This is a genomic window from Nocardia brasiliensis, from assembly GCF_042691675.1.
GTDB lineage: Bacteria > Actinomycetota > Actinomycetes > Mycobacteriales > Mycobacteriaceae > Nocardia > Nocardia brasiliensis_D.
In genome coordinates, this window is the sequence record NZ_CP170507.1 from 6,713,520 (window position 1) to 6,731,873 (window position 18,354).

An 18,354-nucleotide genomic window follows, 5' to 3' on the forward strand; every position below is an offset into this window, starting at 1 on the left:
GGAATCCATTGGGGGTCTATGCCGCATCGATGCGGTCCACGTATTTCCGGACGAACTGCTCGTCGACCGGTGGCGACGGATAGAGGTCGCCGCCGAAGACGTGCTCGCCCACGGGCAAGCCCTCGAGCATGGCGGCCGCGCTGGCCTCGGTGAGGCCGTCGAGTACGGCGGCGATGCGGGCCAGCGAACTCGTCGGATTCGCGGTGGCGTAGGCCAGGGCCCGCTGCTGCCATTCGGCGAACGGCACGACCTCGACCCCACCCACGGCGGCGCCGATCAGCTCGAAGAAGCTGTCGAAGCTCGGCGCCTGCGAGTTGATGAAGTCGTAGTCGTGGCCGGTGCGCGTCGGATCGTTCGTCACCACGTCTGCGATCGTTTCGCACAGATAGTCGACGGGCAGCACCGCTGAAAGGTCGGCGTCGAGCGACGGGAAACTGCCCATGGCGATACCACCGACGATCAGGTTGTGCAGGAAGTCGCCGCGGTCGAGGCGGAAGTGACCGGTGCCTGCCGAGGCGCCGACGAACGGCAGACGGTAGACGGAGGCCTTGGCGCCGCGCCACCGCGCCGCCGCCACCATCCGCTCCGCCATCCACTTGGAGGTGAGGTAGCCGTATTCCCGATCGTCCTCGGTGACCTCGTAACCCAGGTACTTGGGCAAAGTGGCGAAGGTGGAGATGAGATGCACCGCTTTGCCGCGACCGCGCGAGGCCAGGCGCAGAACCTCGTGCGCACCAACCACATTGGGGCCGATGTAGTCCTCCAGCGGTCGCATCCAGTCCACCAGCGCGCCGGAGTGACAGATGGCGTCGACCCGGTCCGCCAACTCGTCGAAGATCCGCTTGCCCAGCCCGAACAACGGTTGGGTCAGATCGCCGACCACCGGGTTGAGCAGTGGTGCGTAGTCCGGCTTCCAGAGCCCGTAGTTGTCGAGCGTGGTCACCAGCCGCCGCATCGCCTCGCCCGAGTCCGCGGCACGCACCAGGCAGTAGGCAACGATCTCCGACTCGAGCAGCTCGCGCAGGAGGAAGGCACCGACGAAGCCGGTGGCCCCGGTGACGAATACCGATTCCGGCCGCGCCGCCACCTCGGCCGCGTTGTCGAAGCGCAGTGCCGGGTCGAGGCAGCCCTTTCGGACCGTCGCCATATCCAATCCTGAAGTGGTCGCTGATATTTCGGCGGTATCGACGGCCGTGGCTTCCGATTCCGCGGACCCGCCCACCTCTGCTTCCGACAGCTTCGCCAGCAGGAACTGACCGAGCGCCTTCAGATTCGGATGATCGAACGCGATCTTGGCGGGCAGCGCGAGACCGGTGAGATCCGCCAATTGGTTGCGCATCAGCACCGCGGTCAGTGAGTCGATGCCGATGTCCTGCAAGGGCAGGTCGACATCCACATCGTCGGGTGTGGCGAATCCCAGTGTCTTCGCTATCTCCTCACGGACCACACCCAGTACGACGGCCGCGTGCTCCTCGGGCGCGGTTTCGCTCAACAGCTTTCGCAGATCCGCGCCACCGCCGCCCCTGGACCGGCCACTGCTGCCGGTCAACAGCGAGCGGAGCAGTGGCGGTATGCCGCCGCGCTCTTCGAAGTAGTGCTGGAGCCGGTTCAGATCGAACGCGGCGGACACGGTCAGCGCCCGGCCGCCGCGCACCGCCAGCTCCAACAGCTCCAGGCCTTCTTCCGGTGCGAGCCGGTCCAGGCCGAGTTGGGCGAAGCGGACCCGATCGGTTTCGCTGAGCCCGGCCGCCATGCCCGCGCCTTCCCATGGACCCCAGGCCACCGAGGTGGCGGGCAGGCCCTTGGCGCGGCGTAGCTGCGCCAGCGCATCGAGGAACGCGTTGGCGGCGGCGTAATTTCCCTGCCCTGGCGCGCCCATGACGCTGGCGATGGAGGAGAACATCAGGAACAGGTCGAGTTCCATGTCCTGGGTCAGCTGGTGCAGATGCCACGCGCCGTCCAGTTTGGGCAGGAAGACGGCGTCGAGCCGGTCCGGTGTCAAGGCCGACAGGGCACCGTCGTCCAGTACGCCCGCCGCGTGGACCACACCGCGTAGCGGACGATCCTCGTCGAACATGGCGATGACCGACTTGACGCTGTCCAAGTCCGCCGAATCACAGGCCACCGCAGTGGCTTTCGCGCCGAGTTCGGCGAGTTCGGCCACCAGTGCGTCCGCGCCGGGGGTGTCCGGGCCACGACGCGAGGTCAACACCAGGTCGCGGACGCCGTGCGTGCTCACCAGCCAGGTGGCCACGCGACGGCCGAGATCACCGAGACCGCCGGAGATCAGCACCGCGCCGTCCGGCCGGACGAACTGCCGCCGCTCGACCGGGGTCAGCACCACCTTGCCGACGTGTCGCGCCTGCGCCATGAAGCGCAAGGCGTCGGAGGTGTTGTTCATCGGGAAAGTGCGCAGCGGAAGGGGTTTCAGCTTGCCCGCTGTGAACAGGTCGGCAATGGAAACGAGCATCTCGTGGATGCGGTCGGGTCCGGCCTCCGGGAGGTTGTAGACCGTGTAGGTCACGCCGGGATGATTCGCATCGATCCAGGACTGTTCCCGGAGATCGATCTTGCCCATTTCCAGGAACCGGCCGCCGCTGCCCAGCATGCCGAGGCTGGCGTCGATGAACTCGGTGGCCAGCGAGTTCAACACGATGTCGAAATCGCGGCCACCCGTGCCGAATTTCTCGACGAAACCCAGGTCACGCGACGAGGCGAGGTGGTCGTCGGCCAGTCCGAATTCGCGCAGCGCGGGCCACTTCGGCTCGCTGGCGGTGCCGTAGACCTCGGCGCCGTGCAACTGCGCCAGTTGCACCGCCGCCATGCCGACGCCACCGGCCGCGGAGTGGATCAGCACCCGCTCGCCCGGCCGCATGTCGCCGAGCACGTGCAGGCCGTACCACGCCGTGAGGAAGGTCATCGGGATGGTGGCGGCCTCCTCGAAGGTGAGGTGCTCCGGCATGCGCACCACTTGGCGGGCGTCGCTGACCACCTCGGAGGCGAAGGAACCACGGGTCAGACCCAGGACCGGATCGCCGACCATCAGGTCCTGGACGCCCGCGCCGACCTCGGTCACCACCCCGGCGAACTCCAGGCCGAAAGCCGGGATCTCCACCATGCCAAGGGCATTGAGCACGTCGAGGAAGTTCACCCCGGCGGCCTTCACCTCGGCCCGGATCTCGCCGGCGGCCAGCGCCTTCTCCGGCCTGGGCCGAACGGCCAACGGCTCGTCCAAACGGCCCTTGGCGGCGATCTCCAACTGCCAGGCGCCCTCGGCCGGAATCGTCAGGTCACGGCCCGCGTCCACCCGCTGCAGCTGCGGCACGAGCACCTGCCCGTGGCGCAGCGCGCATTCCGGCTCGGCCGCCAGCATCATTGCCGGGGCGAGGTTCTTGCGGTCCGCCTCGTCCTCGCCCAGATCGATCAGCCGCAATGGCAGCTCCGGATGTTCGTTGCGGGCGGTGCGCATCAGGCCCCACAGCGGTCCGGCGCCCAGTCCGGAGACTCGGTCGTCGGCGCTGGTGCCCACCGCGTTGCGGGTGACCCAGACCAGCGGTGGCGCGAATCCGGACTCGGCCGCGGCCTGCAGCTGGGCCAGCGCCTTCGCGGCGAAGTCGTGCGCCTGGCTCAACACGTCCGCGCCGGAATCCCACAGGCAGAGCAGGCCATCCAGCTCGTCGGCGTCGTCGAGTTCGCGGACCTTGATCACCTGGATACCGGCCCGCGACAGCGTGGTCTTCACCTCCCGGGCCCACGCCACGTCACCGGCCGGGGACAGCAGACCCCAGGAGCCGCCGAGCTCGACATTGTCGGTATCGACGGGACGCCAGTCGACATCGAACTGGAAGCGGTCCACCCCGGCCTGCGCGAGGCGGCGCAGCACCGCCCGGTCGACCCGCCTGGCGTGCAGCCGATGCAGCCTGCCGATGTTGTCGCCGTTGGCGTTGTAGATATCGAGCGAGGCCCAGAATTCACCGTCGCCCAGCTCGAAATCGGCGACACGCACCCAGATTTCGGACAGACCCTGCTCCCGCAGCGACAGCCGCTCGGCCTCGAACGGCACGAACAGATCGTCGCCGGTCTTCTTCTTCAGCCGCTGGGTCAGCAGCAGCGAGTGCATGGCCGAATCCAGCAGGGCCGGGTGCAGGCCGTAGCTGCCCGCGGCCGGCTCGGCGCTGTCCGGCAAAGCCGCTCTGGCCCATACCTCCTCGCCGACGTGCCATGCCTCCTCGATGCACTGGAAGGTCGGGCCGTAACCGTAACCGAGCGCGGCCAGGTCGCTGTACACCGCGGACACGTCGATGCGCTCGGCGCCCCTGGGCGGCACGGCGACGATGGCACCGGCGTCGATCTGCGCGGGGACGAGATTGCCTTCCGCGTGCAACTGCCATGCCCCGTCCTCGCCCTCCGGCGAGCTGTACACCTGCACCTGACGCGCGCCACCGGCCGCCGGACCGACGGTGACCTGCAAGCGAATCGGCATGCCGGAGTTGAGCACCAGGGGCGCGAACACGACGACATCCGCCACGTCCCACTCCCCCGCCTCGGCGGCATCACCCGCGGCACGCATGGCTTCGAAGAACGCGGTGCCCGGCATGAGCACCGCGCCCATCACCTTGTGCTCCTGCACCCACACCGGCTCGTCCGCCGCGACCATGGTGGTGTAGACGAACATCTCGGTGCCCGCGATCCGGACGCCACCGCCGAGCAGCGGATGACCGGTGTCGTTCAGGCCGGCGCCGATTTCCCGGACGGGCGGCGGCTCGAACCAGAAGCGCTCTCGTTGGAAGGCGTAGGTGGGCAAGGCAACCCGTTCGCCGCCGAACGGCTCGAAGTAGCCGTGCCAGTCGATCGGCACGTCCAGCACATGCAACTCGGCGAGGCTGCGTTGCACGACCATTGCGCCGTCCTTGCCCGGCACGAGTGAGGGCACCCAGGCCAGCGACTTCTCGTCGGCCAGACACGCCGCGCCCATGCCGGACAGCACCGGTTGCGGACCAAGCTCCAGGAAGGTGTTCACGCCGTTCTTGTGCAGCGTGCGGATGCCGTCGGCGAAACGAACGGCCCGGCGCGCCTGGCGAATCCAGTAATCGGGTCGCTCCAGTTCGCCGGGTTCGGCCAGCTCGCCGGTCAAGCTGCTGACGATCGTCAGCTGCGGCGGGTTGAACCGCACGGTCTCGGCCACCGCCTGGAACGCCGCGAGCATGCCGTCCATGTGATGCGAGTGGAAGGCGTGGGACACCGTGAGTTCCTTGGCCTTTCGGCCCTGCGCGACGAAATGTGCGGTGGCGCGCTCGACTGCGTCGGCATCACCGGAGACGACGGTCTGCGTCGGCGCGTTGAGGCCCGCGATATCGAGCTTGCCCGCGAGCCCCAATTCCTCGATGGCCGTTGCCACTTCGGTGCCGTCGGCTTCCAGGGACGCCATGGCGCCACCGCTGGGCATGGCCTGCATCAACCGACCGCGCGCCGCCACCAGCCGACAAGCATCGGACAGGTCGAAGACACCGGCGACGTGGGCGGCCGCGAGCTCGCCGATGCTGTGACCGAGTACCAATTCCGGCCGCACGCCCCAGCTCTGCCACAACCGCCACAACGCCACTTCCACGGCGAACAAGGCAGGTTGGGTGAAGTCGGTGCGATGTAGCAATGCGGCGTCGTCACTGTCCGGATCGGCCCACATCACGTCGAGCAGCGGCCGTTCCAGCTCGGTGAACTGCTCCGCGATCTCCCGCAACGCCTCGCGGAAAACGGGATACACCTCGGCGACGTCCTGGCCCATGCCGGGCAGCTGACTGCCCTGGCCGGTGAAAAGCATGGCCACCCGGGGTTCCTCGGCGTGGTCGCCGGTGCGCACCGCGCCGACCGGCGACTCACCCGTCCGGGCGAAGGAGGCCAGCTTGTCCAGCAGTTCGGCCTTGTCCTTGGCCATCAGCACCAGCCGCCTGCGGAAATGGCTGCGGGTGGTCGCCAGCGACCGAGCCACGTCGCCGAGGCGGTCCTGGATGTTCATGCCCAGGTGCCGGTGCAGGTTCTCGGCCTGCGCGCGCAGCGCCGTTTCGGTGTAGCCGGACACCAGGAACGGCACCTGCGGCGGCAACGGCGCCGACGGCCGCTCTTCGACAACTCGTTTCGGCGGTTCCTCGACGATCACGTGCGCATTGGTGCCGCCGATGCCGAAGGAACTGACACCGGCCCGGCGCGGCCGGTCCTTCGGCAGCCAGGGCTGTTCCTGTTGTACCAAAGCCATTTGGGCGCTTTCCCAGTCCACCGCCGGGGTGGGCTCGGTGACGTGCAGGGTGCGCGGCAGCATGTCGTGCTGCATGGCCAGGACGGCCTTCATCACTCCGGCCAGTCCGGCGGCCGCCTGGGTATGACCGAGGTTGGACTTGGCCGAACCGACCCACAGCGGCTCCTCCGCCGAGTGGCTGCCGCCGAAGACCTCCGCCAGCGCGGTGCCTTCGATGGGGTCACCGAGCTTGGTGCCGGTGCCGTGGGCCTCCAAATAGTCGATATCGCTCGGCTGCAACCCCGATGCGGCCAGGGCCGCGCGAATGACCCGCTTCTGCGCGGGCCCGCTCGGGGTGGTCAGGCTGGCGCTGTGGCCGTCATGGTTGACGGCGGTGCCGCGCAGCACGGCCAGGATCGGGTCACCGTCGCGCTGGGCGTCCGACAACCGCTTGAGGACCACCCCCGCGGCGCCCTCGCTCCAGCCGGTGCCCTCGGTGTCGGCCGAGAAGGACCGGCAGCGGCCGTCCGGCGACATGCCGCGCAGCCGACTGAATTCCACGTGTAGCTCGGGCGAGAGCATCAGGCTCACCCCGATCGAGACCGCCAGGTCACATTCGCCCTGCCGCAACGCATTACACGCCAGGTGCGTGGTGACGAGCGACGAGGAGCAGGCCGTGTCCAGGGTCAGCGTCGGTCCCTCGAGGCCGAACACGTAGGACACCCGGCCGGACATGGTGCCGCCCGCCGAGCCGGGACCCACGTACCCGTCCAGATCGGCCAGGCCACCGGCGAGGGTCAGACCGTATTCGTGATAGGCCGAGCTCTTGCCGACACCGACGAACGCGCCGGTCTGGCTGCCGCGCAGTCGCTCCATGGTGTAGCCCGCGCGTTCGAACGCATCCCAGCAGGTTTCCAGCGCCATCCGCTGCATCGGATCGAGCGATCGGGCCTCGCGCGGCGAGATACCGAAGAACGGCGCGTCGAACAGGTCGATCGGCGTGACGAAACCGCCGCTGCGACAGTAAGACTTGCCGCGTGCCTCCGGGTCCGGATCGTATAGTGCGTCGGCGTCCCAGCGATCCTTCGGTACGTCGATGATGCCGTCACCACCGCGCTCGAGCAGCTCCCAATACTCTTCCGGGGTAGTCACCCCGCCGGGCAGCCTGCAGGCCATGGAGATGATGGCGATGTCGTCGTCGTAGGCGGCGCGCCGGCTCGCGGGGATGATTTCCGGACCGGTCTTCTTGGCACCGGCCAGGTCCGCGGCCAGCGACTTGACGGTGAAGTGCTCGAACAGTTTGGCCGAGGATACTGGCCGCCCGAGCAGCTTCTCCAGCTCCGTCTGCACGCGGACGGCACGCAACGAGTCGCCGCCGATCTCGAAGAAGTTTTCGTTGATGCCGATGCGGTCGTGGCCGAGCACCGCCGACCAGACGGCCAGGATGTCGCGCTCCAGCTCGGTGGCGGGCTTGGCGGTGACTTCGATTCCCGCCACCGGGTCCGGCAGCGCCGTGCGGTCGATCTTGCCGTTGGGTGTCAGCGGGAGCTCATTCAGTTCGACGAAGAACGCGGGCACCATGTAGGCCGGTAGGCGTTCCGCGAGCCATGGGCGCAGCACGCGGGCGAGGGCGGGCTTGGCGGGTTCGCCGACCACCGGCACGTTCGCGTACCCGGCCAGCGCGGTGCGGTCCATGGGCGCGGCGGCCCGGAGGCTGAGATCCGGGTTCGCACCGGGACGCCAGAACATCGCGTCCATGCGCCACTTGTCGCCGGAACGATTGGGCAGCAACGCCATTTCCAGGCCCGCGTCGGCGGCGAGACCCGCGAGATCCTGCGGATCGACCCAGGACGTCGGGGCCTCGGTTGCCGCACCGAGGGCCGCCGCCACCCGGCCGTGCACCTCGCGCAGCCTGCCGTTGGGCATATCGTTCAGGCGTAGCGCGGTGTCGTCGACGGCGTCCAGCTGCTCGCGCAACGTGGCTACCTCGAGCTTGTCTTCCAGCCAATTCCGCTCGGCCACCGGGGTTTCGGTGTTCGACCTGTCGCCGATGTGCAGGGTGACGTCGAAGCGGTAGCGGGTCATCTCATTGACGTACCGGCCGTCGCGCAACGTGACATCGACGCGCGTGATCCGCGGGAACAGGCTCGGCAGGTCGGCGAAGAATTCCGGCGAAATCACCAACTCGCGCTCCGACCGCATGGCATGCGCCGCGCGCTCGGCCAGTTCCGCGGGCGAGATCCGGCCGTCGGTGCGGAAATGGATCACGTCGGCGTGGAAGATCTCCAGCAGCGACAGATCACGCAGGTCCCCGAGGAATACCCGCCCCTTGTCCACGGCCTTCGTCGCCCATTCGAGCACCGAGGTCAGGTATTCGATGCTGGGGAAGTATTGGGCCACCGAGTTGACGATGACGGTGTCGAAGGCTCCCTCGACCACCTCGGGCAGTGCGTGCGCCGGGCGATGCTCGCAGGTGACATGCGGCAATGACGCGAGGTGCCCGCGGGTGATCTGCACGGCCCGCTTCGAAGCGTCCACCGCATGGTAGGCACTGCAGTGCGGCGCGATACCGAACAGCATCAGCCCACTGCCGGAACCGATTTCGAACACGCGCTCCGGCGAGTACGAGAGGATTCGCCGGACCGAACTCATCTGCCAGTCGCGCATCTCGCTATTGGCGAACGGCAGGCCGTCGTAGCTGTTGTGCCAGCCGGCCAGGTTGAAGGTGGCATCGTCGGCTTCGGTCTGGTACGCGCGATCCCACGCGCCTGCCCACTCGGCGAGGGCGGCGCTGTCGAGCTTGTCGGCCGGTTCGGCCGAGTCCCGCACACAGTAGGCGACCAGTTGCTCGTTACGGCCGACAACCACCGCACGGGAGACGTCCTGGTGGTCGGTGATGGCCGATTCGATATCGCCGAGCTCGATCCGGTAGCCCCGCAGTTTGACCTGGCCGTCCTCCCGCCCGAGCACGCTCAGTTGCCCCGGCGCGCGGAAGCGCGCCAGATCACCTGTGCGGTAAAGGGTTCCGGCATGGAAGGGGTTGTCGAGGAAACGAGACCGCGGGTGCTCGGGGTCCTTGTGGTAACCGCGCGCCACTCCGGCGCCACCGATGTACAGCTCGCCGGGGAAGCCGAGCGGCACCGGCGACAGATCCGTACCGAGTACGTAGAGCTGGGTGTTGGCGATGGGGTTGCCGATGACGACCTCGTCACCTTCGCGGACCCGCCAGACGCTCGACCACACGGTGGTCTCGGTGGGGCCGTACATGTTCCACACCGAGTCGCCGCAGGCGAGCAGGCGATCGGCCAGTCGACGCGGCAGCGCTTCGCCGCCGCACAGGATCTTGGCCAGTCGCGGTTCGCCGCCCCACCCGGAATCCAGCAGCAACTGCCAGGTGGCGGGCGTGCCCTGCATCATGGTGATCCGGTGGCCCTTCAGCAAGCCGAGCAGTGCGCCCGCGTCGACGGTTTCGTGGGCCTGCGCGATGACCGTCGTCGCGCCGCAGAGCAAGGGCAGGAACAGCTCCAGTACCGCGATGTCGAAGGAAACGGTGGTGACCGCGAGCAGCCGGTCCGTCTCGTCGCAACCCGGATGGTGCCGCATCGAGGACAGGAAATTGCCCAGTGCACCGTGGCTGATTTCGACGCCCTTGGGGCTGCCGGTCGAACCGGAGGTGTAGATGACGTACGCGAGATCGTCAGCGGCGACGTCGATGTCGAGATTGTCGGGGCTTGCGGTGGCGGCGTCGGCGCGTGCTTCGTCGACGCGCAGGCAACGGGATGCCCAGGCCGACAGGTTCTCCGGCATGGTGGCCGGGGTGATGATCAGCTTCGGATCGGCATCGGCGATCATCTGCCGGATCCGTCCCGCGGGGAAGTTCGGGTCTACCGGCACATAGGCGGCGCCCGTCTTCAGCACCGCCAACAGCACGACAACGAGGTCGATGGAGCGATCGAGGGCCACGCCGACCAGGTCGCCGCGGCCGACGCCGCGATCCACCAGGACGTGGGCGAGACGGTTCGCGTCCGCGTTCAGGTCTCGGTAGGTCAGTTCGGTGTCGGCGCAGATCAGCGCCACATTGCCGGGGTGCAGGTCGGTGGCGCGTTCGTAGAGCTGGTGCAGGCGATGGCCCAGCATGGCGTCGTCACCGGTGGCGTTGAATTCCTCGATCAGCGTGCGACGTTCGCGCGCCGAGATGACATCCACGGACCCCAACGGCTGACGTGCGATCGAAGGCAGCCGCTCGCACCAGTCGCTGAATTGTTCAGCCAGTCGCGCGACGTCCTGCCGAGAGACGCGCTTGGCGTCGTAGCGGAACTCGACCGTTTCGCCATCGTCTTGTACAGCCAGCTCCAAGGCCGGGCGGTGACCGTCGGCGGTGGCCACCACGTCGCCCCAGGAAATCGCCACGTCCGGCGCCAATTCGCCGCTGTGCCACAGCTTTCTGAGTACTTCATCGCGACCCGTCTCATCGCGGCGAAGCCATGCTCGTTCCTGGCCGATCGTGAACTCCCGGCCGATCGCCCGCAGATTTTCCGCAGTCGACCGCGCCGCGTCGATGTGCGCTCGTAGCGGAAGCCAAGCGGCGAACAAATCGCGATAGTCCGCCTCGATACTGTCGCGCGGCGCCGCCACCGCGATATGGATATCCGGCTCCCCCGTGGCCCGACCCAGGAATGTGCACAAGGCACCGGCGAGGTGGGCCGCCGCGGCCACCCCCTCTTCCATCCGGCAACGCACGGTGACCGGACCGGCATCCTGTTCGTCACCGGTTTCGGGCGCGGTGTAGGGAAGGCGGTACGGATGACCTCCCGTCAAACGCTCACGCCAGTAGGCAGCGGCCTTCGACGCGGCAGTGCCCGCCGCCGTGATCCGCTGCGCGACACCCTCGTCGGGAGTGGTCAGGATGGTGCCGGGGCGAACGCCGTAGTCTGTGGCGATGGCGCCGATGGTGAGCGCTTCGCCTGCCAAGGTGCTCACGCGGGTCAGCTGAACGGTGCCGGAGCCGGTGCCGACCCGCAAGCCCGACACGTCATCGCAGGCGACGACCTCGCCGGGCGCAGCGTCGGTCGGGGCACCGGCGCGCGCTTCGCGGACGGCGATGAAGTGACCGTCGACGGTTATCTTGGGCCATACCAAGGGACTACCGAACGGACCGTAATCCGCGGCGCGGACCATGGCGACGATATCGTCGCTGTCGCGCCGCCAGTCGATGAGACCTTCGGCGGGAAACTGGGTGTGTCGGGAGAAGTACCGGCGCGCCGAAAGGTCCTGCGGGGTGGCGGTTTCGCGGCCTTCCGCGAGCTCGTCGATCAGCTCGGCCAGGCTGGCGACGGCCGCTTCGTCGCATTTCAAGCCCAGCGACAGCGCCGTCTCATCGGACGCCATCGGCACCGGCACCCGCCGGAGCACGTCGCCGCCGTCGACCATACCGCCGATCCGGTGCCAGGTGATCGCGTAGTCGCGCACGCGGTGGGCGATGGCCCAGGACGGCGCGTACAGACCGGAGTACTCGGGCAGCGGGCCGTAATGGTAATTGATGCTCATGCGCTTCGCGCAGTTCAGTAATGCATCCGGAACAATCGCGTAGTTCCCGATGCTGAAGAGCAGGTCGCACTCCAATTGCCCGGCAATTTTCACCGCCTCGTCGAGTGGGTGACTCGGAATTCCCGCCTTGATGGCCCAGGCCCGCGCGGTAGCATCACCGGTTACTACCGCCCTTATTCGGTGTCCTTTCGCCAGGAGCACTTCGCCGCAACGAGCGAGCACATTACCGTCACCGATCAAAATAGAATCTGAAGCAGTCATCGGATTTCTTCCGCGAGATTTACCTTGAGTTGTGTATCGGCACGTTTACGCGCCGGTGCCGGCCTGCGGGCCGGCCCGCAGGCCGAATCGCTGTCCGAGCAATGCGCTCACCAGGAGCGCGCAGATGATATTGACCGCCATTGCGGCGACGAATACGTGATGGAAAGCGGAAAGGCTCCCCGGGTCCGCACTCGACACCATGATGGCGGCGAATCCGGCGACTCCGACGGCGCCGCCCACCTGACGAAACGCCACCGTCATACCGAGCCCACCCGCGAATTTCAGCGGCGGGATGGACCCGGCGGCCAGCGTCGACAGGCACGCGAAGCCGAGGCCGAGCCCCGCGCCGCCGAGCAGCGCGGCGGGCAGCCAACCACCCCAGAAATTCGAGCTGGAGCCGAACAGATCGGATGCCCAGATCGCATTGCTACCCGCGAAGAGCAGGCAGGCCAGTATCGCGACCTTCACCTGGGTGGCCGGGTTCGTCAGCCGTCCGGCGGACAGCGAGCCGACCACGGAGGCCACCGCCCCGATACCCAGCGCCCCAGCGGTTTCCAGGATGGTCCAGTGCCAGATGGTGGTGGCGAACAATGGCGCGGCCAGGTTCCACGCGAACATCATCGCGCTGAGCATGCCGAGCCCCAGCGTGGCAATCGTGTAGGTGGGGTTACGCCACACCGCCAGGTCGATGGCCGGAGCGGCGTGCGCGCGCGAGCGCAGGAGGGCCGCGCCGATCAGTAGGAGGCCGACGACGCCGAGTCCGATCGTCCGCGCATCCTGCCACCCCCACTTGTCACCCTCGGTGAGCGCACTGACGATGCCGGCGATACCCAGGCCCAGAGCGATGCTGCCGATGGCGTCCGGCAACCGGCTGCCTGCCCCTTTCACGTGTCCCGGCAGCACCGCCAGGCCGCCGGCCAGCAGGGCAGCGCCGATCGGCAGGTTGATGAAGAACACCCACCGCCAGTCGAGCACGCGTAGCAGGACACCGCCTACCGCGGGCCCGACGACTGCCGAGAAACCCGCGGCAGCGCCCCAGGTCGCGACCGCGCGCGGGATGCGTTCGCGGGGTGTCGTCGAGAGGATCAATCCCAGTGCGGCGGGGATCATTCCGCCGGCCGCGGCGCCTTGCAGGAACCGACCGGCGATGAGCCATCCGACGGACGGGGCCACGCCGCAGATGAGGGACGCGATCGTGAACACCGCGAGCGACCAGAGCAGCACGGCGCGCCGATCGATGCTGTCGGCGACCCGGCCCGCGGGCGCCAGCAGGGCGGCGAACATGACCGCGTAACCGCTCACGATCCAGGTCAGGGTGCTGAGCGAGGTGAGCTCGAAGTCCGCGAGAATATCCGGGAAAGCAATATTGACAACAGTGAAGTCGAGGAACGCCATGAAGGTGATGCCACTGCACATCGCCAAGACACGAGCCGGGTCGACACCGCCGGCTGTGCGCGTCTGCTCTAGGCCGGCATCTGCCATCTGATCTTCTCCGGCACTGTTCGCGGTGCGCCGGTCGACGGCGCGGTGGAACGGATGTTGAGGGCAACGTGCGGCTGTCTGGCAGCGTCGGATATTACTATTTCGGATCCGGCGTACTTTTCGGATCCAACATTCGGAACCATAGTGCCTCTTGCGCGGTTGGATAACGCCCGGTCCATTGTGCGGATAGGCGCTTCGTCACCATTGAGTTCGGGTGGTCTTGATCTTCCCCCAAGCCATCGTCAGCGTATGTGATCTGGCGCTGTTCCCGCAAGGGTCGGCTAAATCCTGCGCGACCACCCAAAATGGCCGACCGGTCGGTTTAAAATAGTACACGGTACAAATTAAGGAACTTTATGAAAGTAAATAACGGCCGGATTGTCGACGTGGTAAGCGATAGGTAATCTTTCGCACGAGTTCGGCGTGGAGTAGGAGTCATCAAATGAATGAGGCTGTCGTCGTCGGATACGCGCGGGTTCCGATCGGCAAGTTCGGCGGAGGACTGTCCGCCTTCGCCGGTACCGAGCTCGGGTCCAAGGCCATTGCCGGCGCGCTCGAGCGTTCGGGGGTACCGGGCGACCAGGTCGAGTACGTGGTCATGGGGCACACGCTCCAGGCCGGCGCGGGCCAGATCACTGCCCGCCAAGCCGCTTTCGGCGCGGGCATCCCGCTCAGCGTGCCCGCCGAAACCATGAACAAGGTGTGTCTCTCCGGCACGTCCGCCATCGCCCGCGCCGCGTCGTTGATCGCGCTCGCCGAGTTCGACATCGTGGTCGCGGGCGGCATGGAGTCGATGTCCAATGCCCCGTACGTGCTCGACAAGGCACGCTTCGGTTATCGCGCGGGCGACGGCGTTCTCCAGGACACCATGTTGTTCGACGGGTTGACCTGCCCGTTCGACCACAAGCTCATGGGCATGGCCACCGAGGACTACCAGGCGGAGTCCGGTTACAGCCGGGAACGCCAGGATGAGTGGTCGGCCCGGTCCCATGAGCGGGCCGCTGCCGCGTGGAAGAACGGCGCATTCGCGGACGAGGTCGTCCCGGTCGAGGTACCACAGCGCAAGGGCGACCCGCTCGTCTTCGACCAGGACGAGGGCATTCGCCCGGACACCACCGTCGAACGGCTCAGCGCCCTGCCGCCCGCCTTCACCGCGGGTGGCACCATCACCGCGGGCAACGCCTCGCAGACCTCCGACGGCGCCGCCGCACTCGTGCTGATGTCGCGCCACAAGGCAGCCGATCTCGGCCTGCCGGTACTGGCCACCATCAAGGCCTGGGGTGCCACCGCGGGCCCACTGTCGCTGCTGCCGCAACCGTCCAATGCCATCCGGAAAGCGGCCGCCAAGATCGACCTCGACCCGGCCCGCCTCGACCTGTACGAACTCAACGAGGCGTTCGCGTCGGTCGCCATCGCCGCGGTCGACGATCTCGGCATCGCCGAGGACATCGTCAATGTCAACGGCGGCGCCATTGCCATGGGTCATCCCTTGGGCTGCACCGGCGCCCGCATCACCGTCACCCTCATCAATGAATTGCGCCGCCGGGGCGGCGGAATCGGTGCGGCCGCCCTGTGCGGCGGTGGCGGTCAAGGTGATGCCTTGCTCGTCGAGGTGGCGTAACCGACTCCCTACTTGACGTCGGTGGGCACCGGGACCGCGGGGCGGATGATGCGGGCCCGGCTCCACTTGCGCATCACCGGTAGCTCGACGAAGCGGTACAGCAGCCAGGCGGTAGCGACGCTCAGGATCATGAACGGCACGACCATCAGCAGCGCGACATACAATGGCGCGTCCTCGGTTTGGCTGAACCGGAACAATTCCGCGCCCGCCATGATCACCAGGAGGTGCACCATGTACAGCGCGAACGAAACCTCGCCGAGCCACACCATCACTCGGCCGTTCAGGATGGTGCTCGTTTGCCGTAAATCGGCGACCGCACCCATGGGAATCACCAGCGCCAGCGGAATCACCATCGTCGCCGGAGCGGCGACATAAATACCGGGTGCGTACAGTGCACCGGCACCGAAGACCAGGAACACCACCAGGGTGGGCAGGAAGCCGATTTTGATCCACCGGCCGGAAATCACGATGCGCGCCACCATGATTCCGAGCACGAACTCCAGGCAGCGGGTCGGCGGGAAAGCGAAGGTGAACCAATACTGGATCGCCGAATAGCCCATGCCCGGCGCCGGAGGCGGCGTGTCCGACATCAGGAGATCGGCAATGACCGGAATCGACCAGATGGCGGCGGTCACCGCGATCGCCGACATCCACAGCCGCTCCACCCGAATGCGCGAGATCCAGAAGTACAACAGCGGGAAAGCCAGGTAGAACAACACCTCACACGCCAGCGACCAGCTCACCGCATTGACGCCGAAGGTGATGTGCAGGTCCGGGAACCACGATTGGATCAGCAACAGGTTCGGGATCAGCGTCCCGAGCTCCACCGCCTGTCCGCTGCCCAACATCAGCACGACCACCAGGAGCGCCGTCACCAGGTGGTTGGGATAAATTTTGCAGATTCGCTTGCGCCAGAACGCGGATCTGGCCAGGCCCGGCCGCACCGCCCAGGTCAGCACGAACCCGCTGAGAATGAAGAAGAACGAAACCCCCACATTCCCGGTCATCTGCCAGAACATCCCCAGCCCCTTGCCCTCCACATAGCGGTCCGGGGTCAATCGCAACATCACGTGCGTGAAGACGACCATCGAGGCCGCGATGAACCGCATTCCGGTCAGCGATGGCAGCGGCGGCCGCACCGTGGTGACGGCGGGATAGTACGGGGAGATCATGTCGGAATCCTTGGGAGTTCGAAGAGCAAGAGCAGTCCCGGCGATCAGATCGCCGGACGGCAACCGACGCACGGTATCGCCGGTGCGTAGCCGAAAACGATTATCGAAATTACTTGAAATCTCCGAATCGGTAACCGAAAATAGTTACGACCACGCGGCTCGAATCATCCCGTGCGACAGGCGAATTGCCCATTCAATCCCCTCCTCGAATCGAACGCTAACACGGCTTTACAACCTGAGCCAGGGCCGTGCCGAGCGAAGCGACCGGGCACATGGGCCGTGTAATGCATTCCAGCGCAAAAGTCCTGGACGCCTGCGGACCTCCGCACTTGACCGGACACACGAGCACCGTCCGCGTCGAGAGGCAAGCAAAAATACTTGTCGTTTTTGCCCACGACGAAAAGGGCGGTGTAGGTCGAGCCACGAGATATTTCCCGGCCTCGACCTACACCGCCACTGCTCCTAGGTTGTCCCGGCTGGGGTCACCGCACCGACCCCAGCGCCGGTCCCGCCGCGGAGAATCAGTTCCCTGCTTGTTCGGCCGCCAGGAACGGCGCGCGGTCGAACAGGAACCGGCTCTGGGTGATCTTGCCGTCGACGACGGTGACGCATTCGGCGCCGGGCGCGTTCGGCACCGGGATCGTCTCCGTGTCGTACATGACCAGGGCGGTGTCCGCGTCGCCGAAGGCCGCGGTCATGGTGGCACCGGTCAGGATCTGCACGAACGGTCCGAGGAACGCGCGGTACGCCGCCGCGCCCTCGATGCGTCCGGCCGGTGCGTGGCAGACGATGTCGTCGGCGATGTAGGTCATGGCCAGGTCGAGGTCCTTGCCGGTCCACGCCTGATGGTAGGCCAGCGCGATCCGCAGCGCCGGGCTGGTGTTGTCGGTCATCTCGTGCCTCTCGAGTTCGAATGATCACGTGCGAGGCCGCCCCATCGGTACGTCCTCGCTAAGTTCAGACAACGACGCGGCCCGAAACGGAACGGTGCGAGGAATGACCGACACGAATACGACGCTCGCCAGAGCGCGCGACGGCGACGCGGCGGCGTTCCGCGCGCTCACCGATCCGTACCGCCGCGAACTGCACGTGCACTGCTACCGGATGCTCGGCTCGGTCACCGACGCCGACGACATGCTGCAGGAGACATTGCTCGCCGCATGGCGTGGATTGCCGGGCTTCCAGGAGCGAGCCGCCTTGCGTACCTGGCTGTATCGCATCGCCACCAACCGCTGCCTCAACGCCCTCGAGGCCGCCCGGCGCATCCCAGCGGAACCGATCCCACCGTTCGTACCGCCGGAACCCACCCGGCGCGGCGCGGCAACCTGGCTCCAGCCTTACCCCGATGCCCTGCTGGACGAGCTGCCCGACCACCACCCTGGTCCGGAGGCCCGCTACCAGGCGCGGGAGGCGGTGGAGCTGGCGTTTGTCGCGGCGCTGCAACAACTTCCGCCGCGACAGGCAGCCGCTCTGCTCCTGCGCGATGTGCTCGGCTACGCCACAGCCGAGGCCGCGGAGCTGCTCGGCACCAGCGCGCTCGCCGTCAAAGGCGCGCTCCAGCGCGCTCGCGCCGCGCTCGGCGAAAATCGCGGGCGGGCAACCGCATTCGGACCGGGCTCGGCCGCCGAGCGGGAGCTGGCCCGGCGCTTCGCCGAAGCGTTCAGCGCCGACGACATCGACGGCGTACTCGCCCTGCTCACCGACGAAGCCTGGCTCCGAATGCCCCCGGCCCCACACGAATACCAGGGCGCCCCCGCCATCGGCACCTTCCTGCGAACCGTCGCCACTTGGCGAAACGGCCGTCGCTTCCAGCTACTACCCACCTGCGCGAACAACCGCCCCGCCTTCGGTTGCTACCTCGCCGATCCCGGTGCGCCGCTGGCCCATTCGGCCGGACTGATCGTGCTCGGCTTCGCCCACGACCGGATCGCCACCATCACCCATTTCCTGGGCACGGACCTGGCCCCTCGGTTCGGCCTGCCCGACACCATTCCGGCCGAACAGGACCTGCCCGGCCCCATCGCTGAACGCCCGCGATGACC

General features: G+C 67.3%; 6 protein-coding genes. 2 read left to right on the forward strand and 4 right to left on the reverse strand.

Annotated elements, in window-relative coordinates:
* Window positions 1-16: 16 nt before the first annotated feature.
* Entirely contained in the window at window positions 17-11,776 is an 11,760-nt protein-coding gene (locus ACFK0J_RS30835) for an amino acid adenylation domain-containing protein (RefSeq protein ID WP_378733236.1), read from the reverse strand.
* 306 nt (window positions 11,777-12,082) lie between these two features.
* Window positions 12,083-13,519 carry an MFS transporter gene (locus tag ACFK0J_RS30840; RefSeq protein WP_378733237.1) on the reverse strand — a complete coding sequence of 479 codons (1,437 nt, stop codon included), beginning with the start codon at window positions 13,517-13,519 and terminating at the stop codon, window positions 12,083-12,085.
* Between the two features lie 442 nt (window positions 13,520-13,961).
* Between ACFK0J_RS30840 and ACFK0J_RS30845 the strand changes: the two genes are divergently transcribed.
* A complete protein-coding gene (locus tag ACFK0J_RS30845) occupies window positions 13,962-15,140 on the forward strand; it encodes an acetyl-CoA C-acyltransferase (RefSeq protein ID WP_378733238.1) in 1,179 nt (392 codons plus the stop codon).
* Window positions 15,141-15,148: 8 nt separating this feature from the next.
* On the opposite strand, the gene ACFK0J_RS30850 is transcribed toward ACFK0J_RS30845, so the two are convergent.
* Window positions 15,149-16,312, reverse strand: coding sequence for an acyltransferase family protein (locus tag ACFK0J_RS30850; RefSeq protein ID WP_378733239.1), 1,164 nt, complete (start codon window positions 16,310-16,312; stop codon window positions 15,149-15,151).
* A 521-nt stretch (window positions 16,313-16,833) separates the two neighbouring features.
* A complete protein-coding gene (locus ACFK0J_RS30855; protein ID WP_378733240.1) occupies window positions 16,834-17,205 on the reverse strand; it encodes a nuclear transport factor 2 family protein in 372 nt (123 codons plus the stop codon).
* 103 nt (window positions 17,206-17,308) lie between these two features.
* Between ACFK0J_RS30855 and ACFK0J_RS30860 the strand changes: the two genes are divergently transcribed.
* On the forward strand, window positions 17,309-18,352 hold the full coding sequence (locus ACFK0J_RS30860) for an RNA polymerase subunit sigma-70 (protein WP_378733241.1): 1,044 nt from the start codon (window positions 17,309-17,311) through the stop codon (window positions 18,350-18,352).
* Window positions 18,353-18,354 lie beyond the last annotated feature (2 nt).